This window comes from Trichlorobacter thiogenes, assembly GCF_900167465.1.
Classification (GTDB): Bacteria; Desulfobacterota; Desulfuromonadia; order Geobacterales; family Pseudopelobacteraceae; genus Trichlorobacter; species Trichlorobacter thiogenes.
In genome coordinates this window covers 24,624-43,312 of sequence record NZ_FUWR01000005.1, presented here as the reverse complement: position 1 = coordinate 43,312, position 18,689 = coordinate 24,624, and the positions used below count along the sequence as shown (strand labels likewise).

Genomic DNA, 18,689 nt, shown 5'->3' with positions numbered 1-18,689 from the left:
AAATTCACCTGATTGTTACCTGTTGCCAGCAGTTCCGACATACTGAAAGGGTACGGTTACCGCATGTCATCCTTTCAGAGTAGATGAGGCCCCCATGCCGGAATTGTCACGCCCGTGGTGTACGACAATCAGCAGAGAACACAAGCATCAACAGACAGGTATAGCTCAGGCCCTTTCATTGGCCGGTGTCTGCCTGGAGCGACCTGAAACCATCATTGCCTCACTCCCTTTTTCAGCCGGAGATGTGACTGCCGGGTCTGAAAGTGAGCTGCAGGCGGTGGTGGCTGGAGACAAGCGGCATGTTGATCTGCCGCTGATTATTGAGCAGTCAAACTACTTTGCCAATATGATGAAGCGGGCCGCATCGGGCGAAACCTCCCATCGGGCGGTGGCTGATCTGGAGCGGTTTTTGGCAGACAACAGCAGTGCTGTCTGGGAAAACAGCTGGGTTCGCTTTCCCCTTAAACGGCTTTCAAGCTATGCCAGGCAGGTGCTTGATCAGGATCTGCTGGCAGACAAGCAGAACCCGGCGGCAGGACAGCGGGCCGATGCCGCACGCTTCTTTTTCCATGCTGCAGATGGCAAGGTTATGCTGCGTCTGCCGATCAGTTATCTGATCAAACTGGCCCTGGCCGACCTGATCGGATCTCAACAGATCCTGCCGGACCTGATCCGCCAGACCGGTATCCGGTTGCTGGGGCACTACCTGAACGACAACACCTCGCCTGAAACCTTCTCCTTTAACGTGGTTTCCCTGACCCCCCAGAGCGGTATGGGGGCAGCCATTGCCCGGGAGACCGCCATCCGCTTCCTGATGACCCAGTTGTTGATCCTGTATGCCAATCAGGCCTTTGGCATCACCGAACATGGCCAGCAGGCCATGGCCTACTTTGCCCCCCATCCGCCGGTGCGTCAGAAAGAGCTGAACGACCATATCCCGGACAGCTTCTACCGTGAGCTATTCATGAGCCCCTGCCTGTCCGGCTGGGATCGTGGAGAAGACAAGTTCCGCTACATGCAGCTCTGCCATCAGGTCCTGTCCCGCAGCCAGCTCAACGCCGTGGCCAAGCTGAAGGATGCCGGGATCATCCTTAATAATCTGGTGGTGCTGCCCAATGTCTCCAATGTCAGTCTGGCCAACAACGGCACCCATATCAGCATTGGCAGCCGCAGGTTGACCGCTGCCCTGCAGGACAGTGGATCAGGCTTCACGGCAGCCCATGAAAAGCTGCTGGGGGATCTGACCATCAAGATCAGCGAGCATTTTCTGCCGCTGTTTGTTGGCTCTTACACTGCTGCACCGTTCCGGCTGGCCTTCAGTGATTTTCACCCTGAAAAGGCGCTGGGCTTCCTGCCCCATGAGCTGGATTACACCCACCTGCGGATGCTCTGGCGGCGCTGGCGCAAGAAGGCGGATATCTCCATCTTTGGGCAATCAGTCACGCCGTTTGGTCCTCCGGCAGTGGATTCATTTCTCAGCCGTGCCTTTGGTCTGAAGGGTGATTTTGTGCCGGATTATCGCCTGGTGGATTATCTGGTCTGCCTGCTCTCAACCGACCGCAGCCCGGCCTTGAATGGTCAGCCGGGCAATACCGATTTGCTGCGGCGTGACCTGGCTGATATGGGGGTCTTTGATGAGCAGATGTCGGTCTACCTGCTCTACAAACAGCGAGAGTTTGCCAAAATGGGTTTTTCCGGGTTTGAAGGGCGTCACTACAGTCTGTTCCAAACCTTTAGTGGTGATATGGGGCGGGCGGCTGACCTGCAGACCCTGATCACGGCCCTGGCCTACAAGTATATGGCGCAAGGGGTTGATCACCGCAGCATACCTGATGATCCTACGCTGGAGAGCGAGCGGCGGCAGATCTTCTTTGGGGCAGCCATCGGCCTGCCTACCTTCTTTGTCCGTAAGGATACCGCCAATGGCTTCCTGCAGCGGATCATTGCCAAAACCCAGGGGGTGCGCCCCAGTAAACGGTATCCCGGCTATCTGCGGGTCCAGATTCATGAATACCGGCTGGCGCTGCTGCGTGTCCTGCGGGAGGATGCTGCTGACCTGATCGAGCTGATGGGGCTGCAGGATACCATTGCCGATCTTGCATGTCGGCTGAGAGAGCCGGAACAGTACGCTGCCAGCGGCCGCCTGACGGGCGGCATCCTTGAACAGATCGGCAGCAGATCTGCCCTGAAAACCGAGGCCCGTGACTTCAATAGCGGGGCTGAAGAGTATTACCGCACCACCCTGCGTAAGGAGCAGATGGCTGAGGCCTTTGATCTGCTGCAAGACGAATGCTGCAGGCTTGATCAACAGGCAACAGAGCTGGATGAACCGCTGCGCAAGGCGTTGTTGCTGACCCTGCAGGGGCAGAGTGCGGATCAGTTTATGGGCTTGATCAGACAGGATATCCTGCAGGAGCAGGCTGATATCCCGACCCTGCAACGTCTGATGAATCTGCTGCTGGTGAAGGTACACCATGATCAGCAGCAGTCCATGACCAGAAGGAGTGAACAGGATGCTGCAGCACCAGTATATCGAGCGGGATAGCGGCGCAGTGATGACCGAACAGCTGCTGGGTGACCGGATGGTGCAGCTGCTCTACCATCAGGTCAGGGAAAACAGCAGTGGGCTGTTCCGTCTGCTGACCAGCAGCTGGTCATCCAGAATCCTCGGGGCGGTCAACTTTGATCGTCCGCTCTTGAACCGGCAGAGCTTCGCAGCACGCTGCGGCATTGATCTGAGTGAATGCCTTGATCCGCCGGAACAGCTGGACACGGCCCGCAAGGTCTTTGAACGCCGGATCAGGTACGAACAGTGTCGGCCGATGCCGGATGATCCTGCTGCGGTGGTCTCTCCGGCCGATGCACGGGTGATTGTGGGTTCGCTGCAGGAGACAGAGCTGTTCTTTCTGAAGGATAAGTTTTTCAGCTTTGAAGAGCTGATCGGCCCTGAACGCAGCTTCTGGCGCCATCGTTTCGCAAACGGTGATTTTGCCCTGTTCCGCCTGACCCCGGACAAGTATCACTACAACCATGTCCCGGTCAGCGGTAAGGTGGTTGACTTCTACAGTATTGACGGTGCCTACCACTGCTGCAATCCCACCGCCGTGGTCAGCATGGTCACCCCCTATTCCAAGAACAAGCGGGTGGTGACCCTGATCGACACCGATGTGGAGGGCGGCAGCCGGGTCGGGCTGGTGGCAATGGTGGAGGTGGTGGCATTGATGATCGGCGATATTGTGCAGGCCTACAGCCACCAGGGCTACGATGATCCCCGGCAGGTCAGGGTCGGTATGTTTCTGGAAAAGGGACAGCCCAAGAGTCTCTACCGCCCTGGCAGCAGCACCGATATCCTGCTTTTCCAGCCCGGCAGGGTCAGCTTTGCCGCAGATCTGCTACAGAATCAGTTGCGTAGCGGGGTGGCCAGCAGATTTACGCAGGGTTTCATCCGGCCTTTGGTGGAGACCGATATCAAGGTGCGCTCACTTTTAGCAACAGGGTGCTAAAACTGTTGCCTGGGGTGTCAGACCCTGATCACCTCTCTGCTACCTCCAAGAAAACGGCTCGTTTGTCCCGCTCCCTCTGCGCTGTTACCTTGCCGTTTCTGCTGCTATGGCTGCTGCTGTTTTCCAGCACCGCAGATGCCGGTTCCCGCCGTCTCACCATCTCAATCCATGCATCACCCCAACTGATGGCCTCAGCACCTGCCAAAATCGCTGTGGACGATACGCTGCAACTGCTGCAGCGCGTGTTTCCTCAGTCAGACGTGACGCTTAATCGTGATGGCGCGGTGATCCTGCAGTTGCCTGACCGGACAACACCGACGGCTGCAGGGAAGGTGCCGGATCAGCGCTATCGCTGGAGTTCCAGCCGTCAGGGGGCACGAACTGTCCTGCACCTGCAGGCCACTACGCCTGAGGGGGTCAGCGCCGGTCTCTACGGCCTGCTGCAGGAACAGCTGAAGATCAGATTTGTGCATCCACGCCAGACCATTTTCCCTCGCTACCGTGCCTGGCCGCTGCCGGCGGTATTCAGTTTTTCCGGGCAACCGCGTTTCCGGCATCAGGGCTTTCATCTGCATACCCTGCACCCGATGGAGTTGACGGAGCAGCTGCATGATCCGCTGCATCCGGGCGGCTTTGAGGATATTGCCGCCTATCTGGACTGGCTGGCCCGCAATGGTCAGAACAGCTTTCAGTTCTTTCTGCTGCGGGAGGTGGACCGTGCTGCCTGGCCTAGCCATGCCCGCCGGATGGTCGCCTATGCCCATGGCCGCGGCATTCGTTGCGGGGTTGAGATCTCGCTGGCCATGCTGCAGCAACAGGCCTTTCAGGCAATAACTCTGCTGAAGCCGCTGCCCACCCATCGCCGCCAGGTTGAGCAGACCCTGGGCTGGCTGTTTCAGGTCCCCTGGGATTTTATCACCCTTGAATCGATGATGGGTGAGCACCTGCCCTTGATCAGCAGGCTGCTGCCCAGCGCCCAGCGACATCTTGAGCAGTTGGTGGAGCAACAGTACGGACGCCCCCTGCTCTACGCCACCCACGTCATCAGAGGCAAGGGAGAGGAAAAGGTGCGGCGTCCCCTGCATCCGGCAAGTGGTATCCTGATCCATACGGTGATGTGCTACTCGGCATCGGAAGACAAGGCACCGGTCTATGGCAATCGCAACCAGTGTTTCATGCTTGAGGCAGCCAAGGCCGAGGTGTCCGGGCGTCAGACCTGGTACTGGCCGGAATCCTCCTACTGGGTCGGCTTTGACAGTTCCGTGCCGCTACTGCTGTTGCCGTATCTGGACAGCCGCTGGGACGATATCAATCTGATGGGAAAAGTGGGCGTGCATGGCCATCTGACGTTCAGTACCGGCTGGGAATGGGGCTACTGGCTGGTGGACTGGAGTATTGCCCGCTGGTCCTGGCAGTACCGCGACAACGGTCGGTTGCGGGGCACGTCGCCGCTCTCCCGTCTGGCCGAACTGCTGCCGGATCGGAAGCTGAGCAGACAGTGGCAACAGGCGTTGCAGCTGCAGAATCGTTTTCTCAAACAGCAGGAGCTGCTGCGGTATCTGGCGGCAGCCACCCCCTTTTCAGAACTGCCCGCCCCCTTTGACCTGCCGTTTCAGCCTGCGCCGGAGTTTTCATACCGTTGGCTGCTACACGATGCCGATGACACGGCATCTGTGGCACTGCTCAACGGACCGGTGGCAGATCTGAGGAGCTATGCTCAGCAGATGGCGGCGGTTACGGACCGACTGGCCGCCCGGATCAGCCGCCTGCGTCGGAACAACAGCGTTGACGAGGGACCGCTTGCACTGGCGCAAGAGTTTTGTGATGCCCTGCAGATGACCGCCTTGCGGGCACAGCACCGGAGTCTGACCCTGCAGGCCTTGATCGTAAAACATCGAGACGCGCTGGGCGGACAGCAGGAGTCAGACCGGCTGCTGCTGCAGGCCCGGCTGGTGCGGCAGAATGCACTGCAGCTGGTACACCAGCGTGAGCTGCAGTACCGCTATCCGGTGGAACTGCTGGCACGGCAGCGTCCCAGCCTGACCGCCTATCCCTTCGGCTACCTCTACCCGGTATCCGGGCTGATTTTCTGGCAACGGGAAGAGGAACAGGTCCGCCATGAACGTTTTGATCCCCTGTTTATGAAGCTGTGGGATATTCGCCGGACCCTGGGGCTTGGGAGCGCTTTCACGCATAACTAATCAGGGCGCAACCTGATTATTGCACCACCTTAACCTGAACGTAACAGTGGGCTGTTAGGATGAAAATCAGCAGAAGAACCGTATGGAACGCAACCGTGACCCTGTTCAAGCCAACCGTAGCCGCCGTAACCAGTGAGAGGCAGCCGCCATGAAGACCTATAAAGCCGACCTGCATGTCCATTCCAGCTACTCTAACAAGCCAACCTACTGGGCGATGCGTAAATTCAACTGCCCGGAGAGCTATACCTCGCCCCGGCAGTTGTATCAGACCGCCCTGGCCCGGGGTATGGACTATGTCACCATCACCGATCACAACGCCATCGGCGGGGCATTGGAGATCGCCCATCTGCCCAGGACGTTTATCAGCGCCGAGATTACTACCCACTTTCCTGAAAATGACTGCAAGGCCCATGTTGTGGTGCTGCATATCTCCGAGGCCCAGTTTGGCGAGATCATGCGTTTGCGTAAAAATATCTATGATCTGGTTGTCTTTTTGAACCAGCAAGGGATTGCCCATTTTCTGGCCCATCCGCTCTATGCCCAGAACGACAAGCTGACCTTGGAGATTATTGAAAAAAGCCTGTTGCTGTTTTCAGTCTTTGAGATTCGGAACGGCTGCCGGGCCAGCCGGTTCAACAATTTTACCGCGACATTGGTGGGAACCCTGACCCAGACGCTGATCGAGCGATTGGCCGACAAACACAACCTGACTCCTCTGGGTGATGAACCGTACCGTAAGGGGGTGGTGGGGGGATCTGACGATCACGGTGGCCTGTTCATTGCGCGGGCTCACACCTGCAGCCGTCGGGGTGAGGATCTGGATGCCTTTCTTGATGCGGTCCGGGAAGGCGGCACCTGGGCAGAGGGGGAGCATGGCGGGCCTCTGACCATGGCCCACAGTCTCTATGGTGTGGCCCACAATTTTTATCGTGAACGCTTCGGCGAGCGCAGGCGGAGCGCCACCCCCTTTGTCAGTGCCCTGCTGGACCGCTTTTTTAATCTGGGCACGGACAAAGGTTCCTTTGTGGAAAAGATCAGGCTGTTTGTGCTGAAAAACCTGCCGGAAAAACGTTCATCGCGGGAGCTTAGCTTTGAAGAGCTGCTGGACAGTGAGGCCCGACAGCTGCTCAATGACACCCTCTTTCTGGAGGGGATCAAGGGGGCTGACCTGAACCGGAAGATATTCATGGTCACCAGCCGGTTGGCAAACCGGATTCTGTACCAGTACACCAACCGCTTCATGTCACTCTCCATGCAGGCCGGTTTTTTCGATTATCTCAACACGGCAGGCACCATCGGTCTGGTGCATCTACTGATCTCCCCCTACTACCTGGCCTTTCATCATCAGCACAAGGGCAAGGAACTGATCCGTGAGATAGCGGAGCAGTTGCCGGAGATCCCGTTTCCACCTGCAGAGGAGAAGATCGCCCTGTTTACCGACACCCTGGATGAGATTAACGGCGTGGCCATGACCATCCGGCGTCTGATCAAGACCGCACAGGAACGCGGCATTAGTCTGACGGTGATTACCTCCGGCGATGGCAGTCAGGCGGTACCCGCAGGGGTGAAACAGTTCCAGGCGGTGGGCGACTTTGTGCTGCCTGAATATCCTGAATTGAAGCTGAGCTTTCCGCCGATTCTGGATGTGCTGAATTACATCGAGAAAGAGGGAATTACCCGTATCCATGTCAGCACCCCCGGCACGGTGGGTCTACTGGGGCTGCTGATCGCCCGGTTGATGAACATCCCGGTGGCCGGTACCTACCACACCGACATCCCCCAGTATGTCCGCAGTCTGACCAATGACGAGTTTCTGGAGCAGGCGGCCTGGAGCTATATGATCTGGTTCTACAATCAGATGGAAGAGGTGCTGGTCCCGTCTGCCGGTACGCGGGAACAGCTGCTCTCCCATGGTCTGCCGCTGGAGAAGATGAAACCGCTGCCGCGCTGGGTCGATACTGATCAGTTCAGGCCGGACAAACGCGTCGAGCAGTACTGGAAACAACGGGGACTGGCTGACGGTACCGTGCTGCTGTATGTCGGGCGGGTTTCAAAGGAAAAGGCGCTTGACCTGCTGGTGGAGGCCTTTTGCAGGCTGTTTGACGAAGGGGCAGAGATAGCTCTGGCCATTATCGGCGATGGTCCTTACCGCGAAGAGATGGAGGCCGCCCTTGTGGGCTATCCGGTGCTGTTTACCGGTTACCTGCAGGGTGAAGAGTTGCAGCGGGCCTATGCCTCGGCAGACCTGTTCGTCTTCCCCAGCGCCACCGATACCTTTGGCAATGTGGTCCTCGAAGCACAGGCATCAGGCCTGCCGGTGATTGTCTCTGATGCTGGTGGGCCAAGGGAGTTGATGGTTGCCGGAGAGACCGGTCTGGTTTTCAGTGCCGGCAATCTGGATGCACTGGTTGCAGCGATCCGGCAGCTGATCGCAAACCGACTTGTGCTGTCCCTGATGGGAGACAGTGCACGGGCCTTTAGCGTTGAAAAAGCTCCGCATAGTTCAGATACCTACAGCACCATCCTGCAGCCCGGCCTCAGGCTGGATGCCGGTTATTCCATCTCCGGGGAGAACCCATGTCCGCAGCCCTGTTCCTGCTGATCGCAACATTTCTGCTTGGCGCCTACCTCTGGTGGGGTTTTCGTTTTTTACCGGCTGAACGCTGGCAGATCGTTGCCGCAGTGCCAACCGCCAGAGACCCCCACGGCAACGGCTGGCTGGGGATCAATATTACCTGGTACGGCCTCTTGACCGCCAACGCCTATCTGGTGGCCGTTGCCGTGCTGCTGGTGCTGCTGGGGTCGGTGGGGGTGTCGCCGCTGGGCACGGCGTTGCTGGCTGCAGCCATGCTCTGCTGCTGTGTACCTGCCTCCCGGCTGGTGGCGCGGATCGTGGAGAAAAAGGCCCACACCTTCACCGTGGGGGGGGCAGTCTTTGTGGGGATCATCATCACCCCGTTTCTGATCGGTCTGCTGAACCGGCTGGTTGGTCCGCAACTGGGCTTTCAGATTCCGGTCATGGCAGCCTATGCGGCCATTGCCATTGCCTATGCCTTTGGTGAGGGGCTGGGGCGGCTGGCCTGCATCAGCTTTGGCTGCTGCTATGGCAAGCCGGTTCCGCAGGATGGAGGATGGTTACACAGACTTTTCAGTGGTCGCGGATTTGTCTTTAAGGGCAGCACCAAGAAGATCGCCTATGCAGACGGTATGGAGTCAGTGGAAGTACTGCCGGTTCAGGCGCTGACTGCCGTGCTCTACACCGTTTGCGGCCTGCTGGCAACCGCGCTGTTTCTTTCCGCTCACCATGCCGCTGCCTTTCTGCTGGCCACCACGGTGACCCAGGGCTGGCGTTCCTTTTCAGAGACCATGCGGGCCGATTACCGTGGAGAAGGCCGGATCTCAGCCTATCAGATTATGGGAATGATCGGCGTGCTCTATGCCTTTGCCATGGTCTGGCTGCTGGGTGGTGCCACAAGCGCACCTGCTCAACTTGCAGCAGGCCTGCAAAGCATCTGGAGTCCGGCCCTGATCCTGTTTCTGCAGGGGATCTGGTGCATCATCTTCTTCTACACCGGACGCAGCACCGTGACCGGGGCCACCCTCAGTTTTCATGTTCACCATGATCGGATCTGACCCGAATACCAGGCCACTGCTTCAACGGATATCCCAACCTTTTATCTGTCGCATTAGGGCAATCGCAACCTGTGGGCTCTCCCCGCGTCAACTTATCATGACACTCTGTATCGGCGGAGCACTGGGGGTGCTACCGCTACTCTGGGGCACCTCGTTGATCTGTCTCTGGCTTGCCCAGAGATTCAGGCTCAACCATCTGGTGCTTCAGTCGGTAAATTATCTGCTCTATCCGGTTCAGCTGGCACTGCTGGTGCCGTTTTGCAAACTGGGCCAGCTGCTTATTCCCTGGGGGCCGAGCGTTGCACCTGATCAACTGCTAACCGTCCATCACACAGGCGTTTTTGCTGCCTTATCATTGCTGCTCTGGTTGTCATATAAGGCGTTGCTGGGCTGGTTGATCACGGTCCCGCCTGTGACGCTGCTGGTGTATTTGGTGCTGACAAGGGTGGCCAAAAGGTTGGAATCAGGGGCTGTAGATGTTGCCGGATTGTGACACACAAAGGGTGAAATTGAGCCTATTCTGGCAGCTTAACACAATGAGGTTGCCATCATGATACACCACCCCAATCAGCTTTCCCCTGAAGAGGCGCAGGAACTGTTGAAGCAGCTGGTGCTGCTGGACGGGCCGGGTTCAACCGGTCTGTCCCGGCTACAGGTGATGCAGCTTTTGTGTGCGCGGAAACGAGCCCTGGCAGCCGGTGACCAGTCCTTTGACGGGCTGCTGTTTGAGCTGGGTAAACAACTGGATGAGCAGATCCGGGACGGTGCCCCATTGGCGCTTAAAAAGCGCTTTACCCTGCTGACCGACTACTTCCAGAGGTTGGAACTGGCCACCGGCCACCTGAACCATCTGGCTTTTATGGGCAGCTCCCAGCTTGATCTGGAGCTGTTGGTGGAGCTGAAGCATGATATGGAGTGGTTCGAGTCAATTGATGGCGGGCTTTTTGCCCGCTTGATGGTGGATGACCTGCTCAAGAGCCAGCTACTGGACAGCTACGGACGGCGCAGGGTCAAGCTGCTGGTGGATGGTCTGGCCAGGATTCAGACGGTACAGACCCAGAAAAATGATATGAAGTTTTTTGATCTGCAGGCGGTGCAGGGGATTATCTACCGGCTGCAGCAGCTGGAAAAGGAAGAACGGCTCTTCATGCTGCTGGCTGAAATTGTTGCCGAACAGTCCAAGTTGAATCAGGCTGCCATGAGTACCCCGCAAGGACAGGAGGTAATCCGGCGGGTTACCACCATTGAGCTGCGCCAACGCCACGGGGTGGAGGGTGATATACCGGATGCGCTGTTTCAGAAGGCCTTTGAACTGGTCAAGCTGGAGGCGATCTATTCCAACGCCATCCTGCCGCAAGTGGTGCGCGGCAATGCCGCCCTGCGGCAGGATTTTATCGAAAAATCAGGGCTGGATCTGTTTTATATAGAAGATCTTGAGGATCAGTACTGCAGCAAAAACAGACTTTCGTCTGATATGCTGAAGATGATTCGAAGTGTCTGACCAGAATCACCGTGGGCTCCCGCACCGCCCCCCTCCAACGGACAGACCATCAACTACCCGCGACTCCTGCCTCTGGATTACTGCCAAATGTATATTCCAGTGTAGCGAAATAATTCTTGCTCATACTTCCGTCATGCGGTAGCATTGGCCATGATCGTTTCATTCCATGACAACGAAACCCAAAAGGTTTGGGAGGGGCAGTTCTCCCGCAAGCTGCCCCACGACATTCAGCAGGTGGCCCGGCGTAAGTTAAGGATGCTTAACAACGCCGGCAGGGTGGATGACCTGCGTATCCCCCCACAAAACAGGCTTGAGAAGCTCTCTGGCGATCGAGACGGTCAGTGGAGTATTCGGATTAATGACCAATGGCGAATTTGCTTCCTCTGGAATGAAGGAACAGCTTCGCGTGTTGAGATATGCGATTATCACTGAGGTGAAGCTATGGCACAACTAGCAAACGTACATCCTGGGGAAGTATTGAAGGAAGAGTTCCTGATACCCATGGGGATCAGTCAGTACCGGCTTGCAAAAGAGATCGGGGTGACGGAATCCAGAATATCGGCTATCTGCCAAGGCAAACGGGCAGTTGGAGCAGATACTGCCGCCCGTTTTGCCCGTTTCTTTGGAACAACGGCTGCTTTCTGGCTGGGACTTCAGGCCGATTTTGATTCAGAGGAGGTGGAGCGTAACCTTTCCACCGAGCTGAATAAGATTCATCCGTGGAAGATGGCGGCGTAGCCTTGGACTGAAAGAACGTGAGAAAATTTCAGAGCCGTTATATTAGGTGGAGGTGTAACAGTGCTATTTCACTGATGCTTTTGGGTGCTCATCAAAGCACAATCCCCACCCCTCATCGCGGACTATAGTGCCGCTTAAGCCAGCGGCTCAGACCATCAAGCCCTGGAAACAGTACCCGTTCCGTCACGTTGGCTTGGTCCAGCTTGTCGCGGATTTCCCACTTTAAAGCAGCTGGTATGATGATCTTGCGACCGGTGTCGGGATGTTGTTCCAACCAGCTGTCCAGCGCCATACCGGGTGAGGTCATGACTGAGCAGAAGGCAAACTGGTTGACGATCCGGTCATCTATGGAGGGTGGTTCAAAAAATACGGCAACATCATCCTGGGTAATGGCATCCAGTTCAGGCAACGATGTAATCACTTCAGATAACATCTCTACCGTGAGTACATTGGCCCCTTCCTGCTCAAGTTTGTGACGTAATACGTCGGGTAATAGCTGGTGCGCCTTGACGTAGTTGACTGCCCAGACCACTCCATCAAGATCACTCTTTTCAATATTGGCCGTGGCAAAGTGCATGGCAATAAATGGTGAATAGGTCCAGTCCAGCAAGCGGGTGGGCAGGCCGTAGTGCTGCGCCACCGACAGCCAGTGCCAGATGGAGTCACGTTCAACCACCCGCTGATGGGCATATTTTTTGAAATTACGCATCAGGTGGTGTTCCAGATCGGCGTATTGGCCGCCCAACCGCATCAGGGTGGTTTCAAGGCGGTAATCAACATCGGACAGGCCCCGAAAGGCAAAGCGGGAACGGTAGCGGCCCAGCTCTTCGTTCCATGAATCGGCAAACAGTGCCTGCTGGAGTTCATCCCAGGAGTGGACGGTAATAGTTTCAATCATGGGAGTCAGGCCACATTCTTTAAGCGTTGTTTATACGCTTCATAATCCTGCATCATCCGGTCGTAGGGGTCATGCATCAGGGATGACGAGATCATGAAATCAGCGGTGGCGCGGTTGCAGGCCACCGGAATGTTCCAGACAACGGCTATCCTCAAGAGCGCCTTGACATCCGGGTCATGGGGCTGTGGTTCCAGCGGATCCCAGAAAAAGATCACAAAATCAATCTCCCCCTGGGCGATCATGGCGCCGATCTGCTGATCGCCACCCAGCGGGCCGCTCTGCAGCCGGGTTACCTGCAGGTCTAACTGCTCACAGAGCAGTGCGCCGGTGGTGCCGGTGGCGTACAGGTCATGCTCCACCAATATGGCCCGGTTAAAGCGGGCCCATTCAATCAGATCCCGTTTCTTATGGTCGTGGGCCACCAGGGCGATCCGCTTGCGTGATCCCATTTCGATGATGTTGTATGACGGCATGGCTGTTTCCCTTTCCTGCTGGTGGTGTGTCATGGCAACAGTACACCGTTTAGCGGATTGGTTCCAGTAGCAGTTATCCAGAAAAAGCAGATACTCACGCGGAGCCGTGGGGCTCGCGGAGAAAATTAAACCTGATGAGCACCAATCTTCAGAAAATCCCCTCGCCCTTGAGGGAGAGGGTCAGGGTGAGGGGGAAAAGGGTCACATCAAGCCGCTGCTGTCCCCCTCATCCGGCCTTCGGCCACCTTCTCCCTCATGGAGAAGGGGCATTCTACATCTCAGTGCTCATCAGGTACCCATTTGGGTTAAGCGCTAAATTTAGTAACTGATTGATTTGACTCTGCGAACCTTTGTGCCCTCTGCGGTAAAATCGTTTTTACGGTTATCGTTTTGCCAGCCAGATTTCTACCCGGTTATTGCGCTGTTTGCCCTCTTTGGTGCTGTTGTCGGCCATCGGCAGGCTGGAGCCGAACCCTTCTGCAGCGGCAACCATAATGCCTCGGGAGCGCAGTTCCTGGGCTACCTGTCCCACCCGCTGATTGGAAAGCGCCAGGCTGGTGTTGGTATCACCGGCATCATCGGTGAAGCCGAACAGCAGCAGTTGCCGTCCTTGCAGCTCTTTTGCCGACATCGCCCGCACCAGACGGTCAAGATCGCGGTAGGCCTTGTTATCAAGCTGGCCGTCTGCTGCAAATTTAAAGGTGATTGAGAGCCGATCTGAACCGCTGGCCAGCTGGCGGTAGCGCTCCGGCGCGTTGGTGGGGATGTATGAGTTGCCGATCCGTACGTTGAGCGGCACGAATCCGGTCTTTTCGACAATGGCCTGGCCTTCCGGCGAGAGGGCAAACTCGACAAAGTCCCTGATCTTGGGATTCTTTGGCTGCCCCGGCGTGTAGAGGTAGAGGCGCCGTGCAAGACTGTAGTCCTCGGTGGCAACGGTGAAGGCGGTGGGCAGGATCGGTTGGCCGCCGCTGCTGATGGCCACCGCCTTGGATGACTTGACATAGGGCAGGCCGATAAAGCCGATTCCGTTGGGATCTGTGGATACCTCTCGTGAGAGCTTAACGCTGTCTTCAAACCGTTTTGCCGCCTTGGTAAGCTCTTGCTTGTGCAGTACCAGGCTTTTGAAGGTGTCGAAGGTGCCTGATTTGTCATCACGGGCGTAGAGATGGACCGGTGCAGCCTTGGCAATGCCGGTCAATCCCTTCCAGTCAGGGGTCTTACCGGTAAAGAGCGACTGGGTGTCGTCCAGTGAAAGCCGGGAAACCGGGTTTGCGCTGTTAACGATTACCGCCACCCCGTCCAGGGCCAGAATATGCTCGTTTGCGCGGGAGGTCATAGTTCCCAGCAGTGATAGCTTCTTTGTTTCGTCATCCTTGACCCTGCGGGAGGACATGCCGATATCGCAGGCATTGGCCAGTAACCCCTCAAAGGCGGTGGTGGAGCCATGGGCCTTGATCTCCACCGCCCGGTTGCGACGCCCTTCCATGATCCCTTCCACCAGCAGCTCTTCATGATTCTTGCCCGGCACCCGCCGGGTGCGGACCGCCCCGTTCTTTTTCAGAAACTCTTCAGCCAGCGAGGGGGCCAGTTCTGCACCGATGGTGTTTGATCCCTGCAGTTTCAGGATGATGTCGTAGGAGTTGATCCAGTTGTAGTAGTAGCCGCCACTACTGGCCAGCAACAGGGCTCCCACCAGTGATGACATCACCAGGCCACGGCGACGTTTGAACCATGAATCGGCAATGCCGTTGGCAGGGGTGCTGGGCAGCATGGCGATCCGGTGTCTTTCCAACGCATTCAGGAATTCAAGGCTGCTCTGGTAGCGGTTAGCCGGATCTTTTTCCAGGGCCTTGTGGAGAATCAACGCCAGTTCTTCATGGGTATCCTGCGCAAACTCCCTGATGTCAGGAATGGTGCGGTCAAATTGGTTCAGCAGGGTGTCAACCGCAGATTCTTCCTGAAACGGCAGACTGCCGGCCAGCATGTTGTAGAGAATCATCCCGACGGCATAGATATCGCTCTGGGGGGTAACGGTAAAGGGGTTTAAAATCTGCTCCGGGCTCATAAAAGCGGCATCGCCCCCTTGTCCCACCTCTTGCAGGTCTTCACCATACTTCAGCAGAGCTACGCCAAAATCGGAGATCTTCAGTCCGCCGTTACGGTCAACCAGAATAATTGAGGTACACAGACCACGGTGGACGATCCCTTTTTCATGGGCAAATCTGAGCCCTTGCAACAGCCGTATGGTAAAATGCAGGGCAAAATGTTGGGGGAAAGGGCCGTTATGCTCAATCATCCGGTCCAGGGCCGCGCCGTTGTAATACTCCATCACCAGCCAGAATCCACCATTGTGCTCAAAAAAGTCAGTGGCCTGGAGGATATTGGGATGCACCATGCCGGCCAGCAGCTTGGCTTCGTTGTAAAAGCGTTCCCGATAGGATTCGGTGCCGGGTTGCCTGCTGGTCAGCGATTTAAGCAGGAAGCGTTTGCCCAGCAGAACATGCTCGGCTGATAACAGGGCCCCTTTGCCGTAGGGGGCCGGTCCTTCAATACGATAGTGGTACAGCATTTCTCCCTTTTGCATTGTAAAAACTCCTGAATGTATGGTTGGTTACGATTCTGCTGACAATGCTCCAAGCATCACACGGGGGGCTTCATTGTTGTCTTTGATTACCACCGATGATCCTTTGACTTTTTTAGCGGTTTTTTTGACCTCGCTGGCCATGGAGGCCAGTTGCGCGTAGGAACCGATCTTTAGGTTGGCGGTGCTGATTGCCGCTACAGAAAGGGACAGCAGGTTAAAGGTCTCCAGTTCTCCTTTGCGGTTAAAAGAGGTGTAGCAACCTTTGGCATAGTCACTTGCGCCATGCAGCAGGGGTAGCCGGGCATCAAATTCCGCAATCATTTGCCGTGACAGGGCCACGGCATGGCCGGGACCGGTGATGATGATGAAGTCATCGCCGCCGATATGACCGCAGAAGTTTCTGGACGGTCGATCCTGCAGCAGGTCATCGGCGTACTGTTTCAAGATATCTCCCACCACCTGAATCACCATGTCGCCCCGTTCAAAACCGTAAAAGTCGTTGTACGGCTTGAAGTGGTCAATATCGATATAGGCGATGTCAAACGGCATGCCTGATTCCAGCCGTCGGGTGGTTTCCCGCTGGATACTCTCGTTACCCGGCAGACCGGTCAGCGGGTTGGCCCCCTTGGCCAGCTTCAGGTTCAGGGCGGTGATCGCCTCCACCAGGGTGCGGACGTCCAGAATGCCTCGATAGACGCCACGTTTGGCAACGCAGATGTTCTCCAGCCGCATGCTGCCAAAGTTGCCGTGCAGTGCCTGGGCCGCCTCTTCAATGCTGGCTTCAGCATCAATCACCAGCGGTACCGGCTGCATCAGATCACGCACTTTTTTGGAATGGTTGATATGAAAGGCGTAGCCGATCCGCCCCACAATCTGTTCTTCAATGAACTCGGAGCGGTTCAGTACCCCGGCTACCCGGTGCTGGTCCACCACCGGCAGTACCTGCAACCGTTTATCGGTCTGAAACCGTTCCAGGGCGGTGTTCAGGCGGTCTGCCGGTCTGAGGGGCTCGATATGCAGGGTGATATCTGCAACGGTCTGCAGTGAGCGATCAACTTCTTCCGGTGCAGCCGCCAGGGGAGGGCAGGGATGCAATTCCTGTGTTGTCTGATCTGCACTCACGTCGGTTGGATCACCAACAAGCAGTGGCGTGCCTGCCTGTAAAAAATCTTCAAAGGTTTCCCGTGGCATCGGTTTGCCAAAGTAGTAGCCCTGCATGGTGTCGCAGCCCAGCTCCTGCAACAGTTGGTGCTGATGGGCGGTTTCTACCCCTTCTGCAGTAACCTTGAGGTGCAGTGAGCGGGCCATGGCGATGATGGCAACCACAATCGCCCGGTCATCAGGGTTGCTGTCCAGCTCCTTCACAAAGGAGCGGTCAATCTTAAGGCGGTCCACCGGCAGATGTTTCAGGTAGGTCAGGGATGAGTAGCCGGTGCCAAAGTCATCAATGGCCAGTTTAACCCCCAGCTCCTTCAGCCTGAAGATCTGCTCGGTATTTTCATTGGAATGTTCCATCAACAGCGATTCGGTCAGTTCGCAGCAGAGTGCATCAGGTGGCAGCCCCACCATCTGCAGTTGACGGGCGACCCGCTCGGCAAACTGGCGATCCTTCAGCTGACGGGTCGAGACATTAACCGCCACGGTCAGATGGGGATAGCCCTGTTCCCGCCACTCTTTGCAGTTTTGCAGGGCCAGCTCCAGCATTCGGTCCCCCAGCTGCACGATGGCACCGTTATCCTCGGCCACCGGAATAAACTTATCCGGCCCCACCAGCCCCAGGGTGGGGTGCTGCCAGCGGGCCAACGCCTCCATACCGACCAGTTTTTTACCATCCTGGCTGAACAGTGGCTGATAACAGGCAAAAAATTCCCCGGCCCGAATCCCCCGCAGGATGCTTGACTCTATCTGCATCTGCTCACTGACCGCCTGGTTCATCTCCTCTGAATAAAACTTGAAGCCGCATTCCCCACCAATTGACTTGGCCTGTGCCTGGGCCAGTGCCAGATGGGCATGCTGCAACAACACCTCACCGGTGCGGCCATCATTGGGAAAGATGGCGATACCGATATGGACGTTCAGTTGGAACTCTGCGTCATGCAGGTTGATCGGTTCATTGAGGGCATCAAGCAGTTTGGTGATGACCGGTAAAATATCCCGTTCACTCTCGGTCTTTGGCAGCAGGATGCCAAATTCACCCTTTTGCAGCACTGCCAGACTGTCGGTTTCGCGCAAAACACCCTGCAGGCGGTCTGCCACACAGCGCAGCAGCTCATCGCAATCATCATTGGCCCGGGCACTAATGGCGCCGGGACAACGCCCCAGGGCAAGTTTCAGCACGGACAGCGCCTGTTCATCACGGTTGCTGATGGCCAGCAGCTGACTAAGCCGGTCATTGAGCAGTTTCTGGTTGGGCAGCCCGGTGATGGCGTCATAGCGGGTCAACTCTTCCACCTTGCGGGCCGCCTGTTTCAGCAGGGTGGTATCTTCCAGAAAAATGATGGTGCAGGAATCTCCTTCAAACAGAATCCGGTGGGCAGAAACCGCGCCGTTCAGCAGTGTCCCATCCTGTTTCCGCAGGGTGACCTCAAGCCCCTGCACAACACCGTTGTCACGGATCTGGCGGATCAGATCCAGCCGTTCTGCGCTGTTCTCCCAAAGGTTAAGGTCGCTGTCGCTACGGCCAACAATGGTAGCAACCGTATAGCCGGTCATACCGGCAAAGCGCTGGTTTACCAGCAGGATCTGGCGGTCATGATCCCGCACCACCGCAATACCGTTAGGGGAGGCATGAAAGGCCCTGATGATCAGCTCATGGGATGAGGCGTTGTTTTTGGTAAAGCGGCGGATCAGAAGATAGAGCGATATGGCGGTGATGATAAGCAGGCCGATACCGGTAGCAATATGCGGCAGGGTTGACAGGCTGAACTGCTGTTCAAGCAGCCCGGCTGCAACGGTCCAGGCGCAGCCGAACAGTAGAAATGCGATGGTTGTGTTGCGGGCTGTCAGCGCAATCGGTATGCCGAACAACAGGATCTTTTCCTGTCGTCCCGGTATATCTGCCTGTTGTGTGGTTTTCTCTGAAGACCACAACCTGCCTGCTATCTGGTGCTGCGTAACGCTATGCATAGGTGGTTCCTCTGTGAGCAAGGTTGACG

At 56.6% G+C, this 18,689-nt stretch carries 13 protein-coding genes; 9 read left to right on the top strand and 4 right to left on the bottom strand.

What is annotated here, in order from left to right:
• Positions 1-94: 94 nt before the first annotated feature.
• The 9 genes from B5D39_RS06100 (at position 95) to B5D39_RS06060 (ending at position 11,576) form a co-directional block, all read left to right on the top strand.
• Positions 95-2,545: a hypothetical protein gene (locus B5D39_RS06100; RefSeq protein ID WP_078789520.1), complete on the top strand. Its 2,451-nt coding sequence runs from the start codon at positions 95-97 to the stop codon at positions 2,543-2,545.
• Positions 2,514-3,503 carry a phosphatidylserine decarboxylase gene (locus B5D39_RS06095; RefSeq protein ID WP_078789519.1) on the top strand — a complete coding sequence of 330 codons (990 nt, stop codon included), beginning with the start codon at positions 2,514-2,516 and terminating at the stop codon, positions 3,501-3,503. The genes B5D39_RS06100 and B5D39_RS06095 overlap by 32 nt, the downstream gene beginning before the upstream one ends.
• Positions 3,497-5,704 (top strand): hypothetical protein, encoded by a 2,208-nt coding sequence (locus B5D39_RS06090; RefSeq protein WP_244161365.1) that lies wholly within the window; start codon positions 3,497-3,499, stop codon positions 5,702-5,704. Before B5D39_RS06095 ends, B5D39_RS06090 begins: the two co-directional genes overlap by 7 nt.
• A 148-nt stretch (positions 5,705-5,852) precedes the next feature.
• On the top strand, positions 5,853-8,306 hold the full coding sequence (locus tag B5D39_RS06085) for a glycosyltransferase (protein ID WP_078789518.1): 2,454 nt from the start codon (positions 5,853-5,855) through the stop codon (positions 8,304-8,306).
• On the top strand, positions 8,282-9,337 hold the full coding sequence (locus tag B5D39_RS06080; protein WP_078789517.1) for a prolipoprotein diacylglyceryl transferase family protein: 1,056 nt from the start codon (positions 8,282-8,284) through the stop codon (positions 9,335-9,337). Before B5D39_RS06085 ends, B5D39_RS06080 begins: the two co-directional genes overlap by 25 nt.
• Positions 9,338-9,434: 97 nt before the next feature.
• Positions 9,435-9,830 carry a DUF2062 domain-containing protein gene (locus B5D39_RS06075; protein WP_244161364.1) on the top strand — a complete coding sequence of 132 codons (396 nt, stop codon included), beginning with the start codon at positions 9,435-9,437 and terminating at the stop codon, positions 9,828-9,830.
• Positions 9,831-9,887: 57 nt separating this feature from the next.
• Positions 9,888-10,838, top strand: a complete 951-nt coding sequence (locus B5D39_RS06070; RefSeq protein ID WP_078789515.1) for a TIGR04442 family protein — start codon at positions 9,888-9,890, stop codon at positions 10,836-10,838.
• 150 nt (positions 10,839-10,988) lie between these two features.
• A complete protein-coding gene (locus B5D39_RS06065; protein ID WP_078789514.1) occupies positions 10,989-11,270 on the top strand; it encodes a type II toxin-antitoxin system RelE/ParE family toxin in 282 nt (93 codons plus the stop codon).
• Positions 11,271-11,279: 9 nt separating this feature from the next.
• Positions 11,280-11,576 carry a HigA family addiction module antitoxin gene (locus B5D39_RS06060; RefSeq protein ID WP_078789513.1) on the top strand — a complete coding sequence of 99 codons (297 nt, stop codon included), beginning with the start codon at positions 11,280-11,282 and terminating at the stop codon, positions 11,574-11,576.
• A gap of 112 nt (positions 11,577-11,688) precedes the next feature.
• Here the strand turns inward: B5D39_RS06060 and B5D39_RS06055 are convergent, their stop codons facing one another.
• The 4 genes from B5D39_RS06055 to B5D39_RS06040 form a co-directional block, all read right to left on the bottom strand.
• Positions 11,689-12,474, bottom strand: a complete 786-nt coding sequence (locus tag B5D39_RS06055) for an FRG domain-containing protein (protein WP_078789512.1) — start codon at positions 12,472-12,474, stop codon at positions 11,689-11,691.
• 5 nt (positions 12,475-12,479) lie between these two features.
• Positions 12,480-12,980 (bottom strand): methylglyoxal synthase, encoded by a 501-nt coding sequence (locus B5D39_RS06050; RefSeq protein WP_244161363.1) that lies wholly within the window; start codon positions 12,978-12,980, stop codon positions 12,480-12,482.
• Positions 12,981-13,329: 349 nt separating this feature from the next.
• Positions 13,330-15,534: a protein kinase domain-containing protein gene (locus B5D39_RS06045; RefSeq protein WP_078789510.1), complete on the bottom strand. Its 2,205-nt coding sequence runs from the start codon at positions 15,532-15,534 to the stop codon at positions 13,330-13,332.
• Between the two features lie 27 nt (positions 15,535-15,561).
• Positions 15,562-18,660, bottom strand: a complete 3,099-nt coding sequence (locus tag B5D39_RS06040) for an EAL domain-containing protein (RefSeq protein ID WP_078789509.1) — start codon at positions 18,658-18,660, stop codon at positions 15,562-15,564.
• Between the last annotated feature and the right edge of the window lie 29 nt (positions 18,661-18,689).